Origin of the sequence: Enterococcus sp. CSURQ0835 (assembly GCF_902706605.1) — a bacterium.
Lineage (GTDB): Bacteria > Bacillota > Bacilli > Lactobacillales > Enterococcaceae > Enterococcus_A.
The window spans coordinates 64423-71998 of the sequence record NZ_CACSLH010000013.1; the positions used below are offsets into that span (position 1 = coordinate 64423).

Consider the following 7576-nt stretch of genomic DNA (forward strand, 5'->3'; position numbering starts at 1 on the left):
CACGAAAGTTCAATCCACTCGTCAACTATGTTTGTTTTAGTAAATAAACTAGAAATTCCCCATGTGTGACAAAAGGCGACTGTGCTACCAGCTGGGATCATACCTGTTTTAATTCGATAATTCAGCAAATCCTTCTCTTTAGCTTTTATTGTACTAAGCATCAGTAAAAACGTCTATTCTGAACTAGATTTAGAACTGATCACTTACCTTGGGGTCGATATTTAAAACGATTTTCCCATGAGCTCGACCAGTTGCGGAGTAATCAAACGCTTGCTGAATCTGTTCTAACGGTACAATCCGATCAAGGATCACTTGTAAATTTCCTGACTCGATCAAATCAGTTAATTTTACTAACTGTTCACCACTGGGCTTCATAAATAAAAACACATACGTTGCGCCAGACTCTTTTTCCAAACGCGTAATCGGATAGCTGGCTATGTCTAAAACAGCTTGCTTCCACCATGGTAATCCATACTCTTTGGCAAATTTGCGGTTAGGAATGCCAGATAACGTTACGACTTTCCCACCTGGTCTGATGATTTGAAACGCTTTTTTTAGCTGCTCTTTTCCTAGTGTATCAAAAACATAATCAAAATCAGTCAAGACTTCGCTAAAGTCTTGGCGATGATAGTCGATAACTTGATCTGCCCCTAATTTTTTGACCATGTCAGCATTCTTTTCACTAGTCGTCGTCGCAACAAACGCTCCTGCTAATTTCGCTAATTGGATCGCTACTGTCCCGATCCCTCCTGAGCCCGCTTGAATCAAAACTTTATCGCCGCGTTTTAATTTCATAAAATCATGAATCGCTTGATAGCTGGTCAACCCAACTAATGGGACAGCTGCAGCTTGAGAAAAAGTCAAATTGTTCGGTTTTATTGCAATATCGGCTTGATCGACTGCTAGATACTCTGCAAAAGTTCCAATACGATCTTTATTGACTCGGCCATAAACTTTATCACCAACTTGAAATCGCTGCACTTCAGAACCAACTGCTTGAATGACTCCTGCAAAATCACTCCCCAAGGTCAAGGGGAACTGATAATGCAACAACATCTTCAAATCGCCATCTTTGATTTTACGGTCGATCGGGTTGATACTCGCCGCAGCAACTTTCACTAAAACATCCGTCTTTTTGATTTTAGGGAGCTCGCGATCGACTAGCTCGATCTTAGTTTGTTTATAACGCTGGATTACAGCCGCTTTCATTTGCTTTTTCATCTGTAAACCTCTTTCTATTATTTTCGTTCGTTCGTTTAAATTTTTAAACCATATTTGTAAAACGTAGCCTAGCGCAACTTTTTAGTTTCGTCAAGTCGAACAAACCTTCCGATCGACTTGAAATCATTTGATTGACATTTGATTTTTTAAATGGTCTAATGATTTAAAAATTTAAACCAAAGGATGATTTTTATGTCTGACTTAAAACAATTGAAAAATGAATTTGCTGCATTAAGCGATTTTTTAATAGCACTAGGAGATGAAAAACGCCAAGCGATCCTCATCGCTCTATTAGCGGATCACGCCTGCCAAGGATTGCGAGTTACTGACTTAGCCACGACAGTCGAATTGTCCCGACCAGCAATTTCTCATCACTTAAAAATTTTAAAACAAGCACACTTGATCGATTTTTACAGCGAAGGAACAAAAAATTATTATTATCTTTCCCATGACATCAAAGAGATCACCCAACTGCAGCATTTGTTAGATCATGTCAATAAAATCATCGCCACCACTAAAAAAACTACGCACCTATCAAAAGAAGGGAAACGTTAAAATGAAAAAAATCTTGATCGTACTCACGAACACTACCCATTACGGAGATACTAACGATGCTACTGGACTTTGGTTAGGCGAAGCCACAGAATTTGCAGAAGAAATCTTAAACGCTGGCTTTGAAGTTGATTATGTCAGTCCAAAAGGTGGATTCGTTCCTCTTGATCCTCGAAGTATGAAATACACGGACCAACAGATCATGGAGTTTTATGAAACTTCAGATTTTAAAAAACGAGCATTAAGTAATTCGCTTCGGCCTGATCAGATAGATCCTCATGAGTATGCCGCGATTTATTATACTGGTGGACATGGTGTGATGTGGGATTTCCCAAACGATCCTGCCTTGGCTAAGATCGCAGAAACGATTTATCAAGATTACGGTTATATTACCTCTGTTTGTCACGGTATTGCTGGTTTATTTAATTTAAAAGATAGCCACGATCATTATTTGATCGAAAATAAAAAAATCACTGGTTTTACTACGACTGAAGAATTTTTAGCGGGTAAAAAAAGGATCGTCCCCTTTTTGAACCAAACGATGGCTGAAGAGCGGGGGGCAATTTTTTTGAAAAAACGAGCCTATCATGAATTTGCTCTACAAGATGGTCAACTGATCACGGGACAAAATCCTTTTTCAGCTCGGGCAGTTGCCCAACTGTTGCTTAAAAATTTAGCCACGCAAAAAACCGATTAAAGATTTAGCTCCTTAACCGGTATTCCTTTTAGCTTTGAATTTTTCACTAAGATTTTTGCAGTCGCCACAACACGGCTAGTTCCATCTCATTCTCTTTTAACTGACTGTCAGCTCATAGATCCGTGATTGAAAATCACCATTCGCACCATTGTAGTGATCATGATTTTCTCCAGAGGACTGATCTGAAACCGTCAGACCAACATGTAACAGTTCATCACCATAAATCTTTTCATCAATCAATGAAACCTGATATTCAAAATCAGGATTTAACCCTTGCAATTTGATTCGATGGTAACTGTCATTGACTTGTTGTAAGACACGATAGTACCCGACCAATGCTTGTTTTTGATCGGAACTGACGACCATCCAAGCTGTTACATTTCCTTCAAACGGACTCTTTAAGCGGTAAAAGGTTCCAAATTGTAGTAACTTACGGTGCTTTTTCATATAGGCAACTTGCTGACGAACTTTTTGAATCTCCTCTGAGGCGAGCTTCGTTAAATCTAATTCATACCCAAAAGCTCCAAAAAAGGCAACATTCGCTCTAGTTTCAATGGGGGTCAGTCGTAATAATTGATGATTTGGGATCGCCGATACATGAGCTCCCATACTGCTAATAGGATACACGAGTGAGGTCCCATATTGGATTTTCAGCCGTTCGATCGCATCCGTGTCATCTGATGTCCAAGCTTGTGGTGCATAATATAACATTCCCGGATCAAACCGACTGCCACCACTCGCACAAGATTCAAATAAAATTTCAGGGTATTCAGCAATCAATTTTTCGTAGAGTGAATACACCCCTAAAATATATTGATGCATGACTTTCCCTTGCTCATCAGCTACAAACTGAGCTGAAAAAGCTTCTGTAATACTGCGATTCATATCCCATTTTACATATGAGATCGGCGCATCAGTAAAGGCTGCTTTCAACTGTTCAAAAATATTTTCTACCACTTCCGGCCGCGAGAAATCCAACACGTATTGATTTCTTCCTTGCGACATTGCGCGCCCCGGTGTCTGCAACACCCAATCTGGATGTTTTTGATACAATTGGCTCTTCTTGTTCACCATCTCTGGTTCGATCCAAATCCCAAACTTCATACCGAGTGCTTCAATTTTGTTACCTAATCCAGAAAGTCCATCCGGCAATTTTGCGACGTTCACAAACCAATCCCCTAATGACGTCGAATCATCATTTCGCGTGCCAAACCACCCATCATCTAAGACGAACAATTCGATTCCTGATTTTTGAGCAGCTTGTGCAATGTCTAATATCTTATCTTCATTAAAGTCAAAATATGTTGCTTCCCAATTATTGATCAAAATCGGACGTTCTTTATCGCGCCAATGCCCGCGAGCTAAGCGTTTTTGATACAACTCATGAAAGGTATGGCTCATGCCGTTTAAACCAGTTTGAGAATAAACCATCACAGCTTCAGGTGTTTCAAACATTTCACCAGTTTCCAAAGGCCACTTAAATTCTTCTGGATTGATCCCCAGTGACACACGAGCAACATCATACGTATCCACTTCCACTTGTCCTAAAAAGTTGCCGCTATAAACTAAGCTAAAGCCGATGACTTCCCCGCTATCTTCAGTTGCTTCCGGCCGTTTTAAGGCTAAAAATGGATTAAAGTTCGCACTGCTGGAGCCGCGTAAACTATAAATGGACTGAACCCCATACTCCAATGACCGAATGCCCAGATGCCGCTCACGACTCCAAGCACCAGTCAACTGCACCATTTCATAGTCTCTATCAGGTAAGTCTAAATTCAAGCTCAAGGCGCGATCCAAGTAGATTTTTTCTTTCCCATGTTGTTCGAATCGGACATTTCGTGTGATGACCGGTAAATTTGCAAATAAAGTGTAGCGCAAAATCAGCACTGTATCCGTCAACTGATCAATTAGCGTTACTTCTAACGTTTCAGCTTCTTGTTCATCTTCTACATAGGTTGCCGGTAAGCCAGGAAGCTTAGGTTTACCAGCATACACTCGGTGACTCTCATAAACAAAGTTAGCGATTCGACTCCCATTATTTTGCTGGATCGTAAAGGCACCATAGCGCATGTCACCTGCTCCATAAGTAGGATATTCTTGTTTCAGATGTTCCAAAGAAAAACTGCGATTGCTTTCAAAATTATAGGCCGCCATCGGATAATCTTTGATCTCAACTAAATGATCAAAACTTTCCCGATCGTGGATTTTGGCACCAAAATAGACTTGTCCTAGCTGGTCATTTTGTAAAACGGTAAAAATGTAACTAATTTGATCATTCGTTAAATGGAATGTTTTTGATCCTTCATGATAATAAATCGTCATCTGTTTTTCCTCACTTCCACTAAATGAGTAGACATAGCTATCTACTGTTCTAATTTTTCTAAATCATTTTTGTAAACTTTTGTACTATTATCAGCTCAGCTTTTCCTAATATAAATCGTTTTCATCTGTATGCAATTATCATAGCAAGGTTTATAATGAGAAAACATGGTGTGATCTTTCTTTTTTTATGTAATGATGTGACATTTCAGTTAAATAAAGAATAGTCCACCACAAAATTATATAGTTAGGTGATCAGATGCGAACAGCTTATTCATTTTTACAAAATGATTTTTTTGATCTAGTTTTATACCAATATGGTCATGAGCAATGTGAACCACATCATACATTCGGTCCTGCTCATCGTAATCACTATCTGCTGCATTACATCCTTTCGGGTAAAGGAACACTTCATTACCAAGATACCGCGAGTTCTGATCGACGTTACGATTTAAAGGCTGGCCAAGCCTTTTTAATCGTTCCTAATAAATTGATTCGCTACAGCGCTGATGACCATGACCCTTGGGAATATATGTGGGTCGAAATTGATGGCTTAAAAGCTCGCGAATATTTAGGGCAAGCCGGATTATCCTTTCAACAGCCGATCTACAATCCGGTCTCTGCTGAAGCTAGCCTGCCTTTGTTGAATTATTTTAAATCCTTGGTGGAACGACCTGATATGTCGGCACCTAAAGTAATGGGAACTTGCTATTTTTTGTTAGATGCCTTGATCGAAAGTTCGACCGCTTCACAAAAACAGATCACCAACAGTGTCCAGCAATTTTATATTCAATCAACGGTTTATTACATTGAAGATCACTATGCTGAAGACATCACAGTTGAAGATATGGCTCAGGCAGTTGGATTAAATCGCAGCTACTTTAGTAAGCTTTTTAAAAAAATCACATTGCAAAGCCCGCAAGATTTTATCATTAGTTTTCGGATCAACAAAGCTTGCGAGCTGCTTCGTTCAAAAGAATTATCGATTGCTGAAGTTGCCAAACAAGTTGGCTATCACAATCAATTTTATTTTTCAAAATCTTTTAAAAAAGTCATGGCTGATTCTCCTAGTGATTGGCGAAAAAAACAATTAATCGAAATCAGCAAGAAGCACTAAAAAGCCGAGCTTAGATCAGTTGCTTCTAAGCTCGGCTTTTTTCGTATCGTCTAAAATCGATCAGTGCTGATACTTGCTGATCTTTGCTTCGATTATCGGCCATCTTCAGCAGACGGACAAGAGCGTAAAAGTTTTAGCTGTGGTCAACCATTGAATGATGGCCCTACGCCAACGGAAACTTTTTTGAGCCCACGGTCCTAGATAATGTCAGCGAAGAACTGAACATTTTAGATCAAGAAATAGTTGGCTCGGCGATTCCACTGATCACTTTTGATGCTGAAGAAAAAATAACCATAGTCGCGAAAATGGGACCTACCGCGTTGAAAAATACGTGGATGTAAATTTTTTTCGCGAACTTGATTAGCCTATTTTAGTGCCACTGCTACTCTTGTTGACGATAAGCTGGCAGGGCTGTTTTTTTATTGGTGATATCAATAAATTTAGCCTCACCATCCGTTGCATCTACCGCCTGTTGCAGCCGCTGCCTAGCACTTTTGACCAACGATAGATCTGCTAAGTGATCAGTCGCTTGCACCAGTTCATCTACATCGGCCACTGAATCTTTTAACGGCCGGGGATTCGTTTCATCCAACGCTCGTAAAACAACTGCTTTTAAAGGTCCCATCGCTAAAAGTTTCAACGTGATATCATAATCGATCCCATATGCATCCGCCAAATCCAATGTCTCACGAATCCCAGCTTCTGCAGCCATGATCGCATCGTTGGTGATCAATTTCAACTTTGCACCATTGCCGAGTTTGCCGGCATATTCAACAGTCCCCATCAAACTTAGTAACGGCTCCACTCGTTTAAAAGCTTGTTCATTGCCGCCAACGATAAAAACAATCTCTGCATTTCGGGCATATTTAACGCCTCCGATCATTGTGGCATCTAACAAATAAGTTTTAGCAGGCATCTGCTGCTGGATGTCGCTAATCTTTTTCGGATCTAAGGTGGAGGTGATGACTAAGATCGTATCCTCGCAAATAAAATCAGTGATGCCAGAATTTTGCTGATTGCCAATATGCAAAGCTAACACGTCATCAGACATAACTGAAGTAAAAATTACGTGTGACGCTTCCACAGCTTCTTTCAGTGATATTGCCACTGAAACAGTTGGATATTTTTCTTTGACTTGCGCCATTTTTTCTGCATCGCGATCCCAAATCGTGACTTGATGATCCGCTTTGATCAAATGAGTTACTAATGGTGAACCCATGTCTCCTAGACCGATAAATGTAATTTTCATTTCTACCCCTCCGCTATGTTCGAATTTGTCATGCTTACAAAATACGATGATAGACGCAACGCGGGGAAAAGTCGAATGATTGGCATTTTTAAAATTTGACTGTTTCTAAAAACATGGCTACTCTCCTTCTTTCCGTGTACAATCGTGTTGAAGAGCAATTAGAGAAGAAATCTACCTTTTAGTTCAAGTTCATTAGTCTACTACTTTCTCTTAAAAAATATATTTCTTAGCTATAAATTTTTCTAGCTCATTAATTGATCGGTAGACTATTTAATCTCTAATCATTTAATACTTTCTGATTTGTCAAATTAAGCTAGACAATATATCTTTATCTATGCATCTCAAAAATACTTCCAATGGTGTTCGGTAATTTAGTGATTTTCTTGGAATATGGTTTCTTTTTGAAGCAACGGATTGAATA

General features: G+C 39.5%; 7 protein-coding genes. 4 read left to right on the top strand and 3 right to left on the bottom strand.

Annotated features, from left to right (window positions below; all coding sequences use genetic code 11):
• Window positions 1-189: 189 nt before the first annotated feature.
• A complete protein-coding gene (locus GVJ38_RS07285; protein WP_200849473.1) occupies window positions 190-1209 on the bottom strand; it encodes an NADP-dependent oxidoreductase in 1020 nt (339 codons plus the stop codon).
• 204 nt (window positions 1210-1413) lie between these two features.
• Between GVJ38_RS07285 and GVJ38_RS07290 the strand changes: the two genes are divergently transcribed.
• Together GVJ38_RS07290 and GVJ38_RS07295 are read left to right on the top strand one after the other, a co-directional pair.
• Window positions 1414-1776, top strand: a complete 363-nt coding sequence (locus GVJ38_RS07290; protein WP_159722520.1) for an ArsR/SmtB family transcription factor — start codon at window positions 1414-1416, stop codon at window positions 1774-1776.
• Window position 1777: 1 nt separating this feature from the next.
• Window positions 1778-2470 carry a type 1 glutamine amidotransferase domain-containing protein gene (locus tag GVJ38_RS07295; RefSeq protein ID WP_159722521.1) on the top strand — a complete coding sequence of 231 codons (693 nt, stop codon included), beginning with the start codon at window positions 1778-1780 and terminating at the stop codon, window positions 2468-2470.
• A gap of 96 nt (window positions 2471-2566) precedes the next feature.
• Here the strand turns inward: GVJ38_RS07295 and GVJ38_RS07300 are convergent, their stop codons facing one another.
• Window positions 2567-4792, bottom strand: coding sequence for an alpha-galactosidase (locus GVJ38_RS07300; protein ID WP_159722522.1), 2226 nt, complete (start codon window positions 4790-4792; stop codon window positions 2567-2569).
• Between the two features lie 256 nt (window positions 4793-5048).
• Between GVJ38_RS07300 and GVJ38_RS07305 the strand changes: the two genes are divergently transcribed.
• Together GVJ38_RS07305 and GVJ38_RS14465 are read left to right on the top strand one after the other, a co-directional pair.
• Window positions 5049-5906 (top strand): AraC family transcriptional regulator, encoded by an 858-nt coding sequence (locus GVJ38_RS07305; protein WP_159722523.1) that lies wholly within the window; start codon window positions 5049-5051, stop codon window positions 5904-5906.
• A 224-nt stretch (window positions 5907-6130) separates the two neighbouring features.
• Complete coding sequence (locus GVJ38_RS14465; RefSeq protein ID WP_442896028.1) at window positions 6131-6247, top strand: hypothetical protein; 117 nt, start codon at window positions 6131-6133, stop codon at window positions 6245-6247.
• Between the two features lie 41 nt (window positions 6248-6288).
• Here the strand turns inward: GVJ38_RS14465 and GVJ38_RS07315 are convergent, their stop codons facing one another.
• Window positions 6289-7155 (bottom strand): NAD(P)-dependent oxidoreductase, encoded by an 867-nt coding sequence (locus tag GVJ38_RS07315; protein ID WP_159722524.1) that lies wholly within the window; start codon window positions 7153-7155, stop codon window positions 6289-6291.
• Window positions 7156-7576 lie beyond the last annotated feature (421 nt).

Bases quoted from the DNA above. Each gene is read 5' to 3' on its own strand.
- GVJ38_RS07300 (WP_159722522.1), bottom strand. From the start codon at position 4,792: ATGACGATTTATTATCATGAAGGATCAAAAACATTCCATTTAACGAAT.
- GVJ38_RS07305 (WP_159722523.1), top strand. From the start codon at position 5,049: ATGCGAACAGCTTATTCATTTTTACAAAATGATTTTTTTGATCTAGTT.
- GVJ38_RS07315 (WP_159722524.1), bottom strand. From the start codon at position 7,155: ATGAAAATTACATTTATCGGTCTAGGAGACATGGGTTCACCATTAGTA.
- GVJ38_RS07290 (WP_159722520.1), top strand. From the start codon at position 1,414: ATGTCTGACTTAAAACAATTGAAAAATGAATTTGCTGCATTAAGCGAT.
- GVJ38_RS07285 (WP_200849473.1), bottom strand. From the start codon at position 1,209: ATGAAAGCGGCTGTAATCCAGCGTTATAAACAAACTAAGATCGAGCTA.
- GVJ38_RS07295 (WP_159722521.1), top strand. From the start codon at position 1,778: ATGAAAAAAATCTTGATCGTACTCACGAACACTACCCATTACGGAGAT.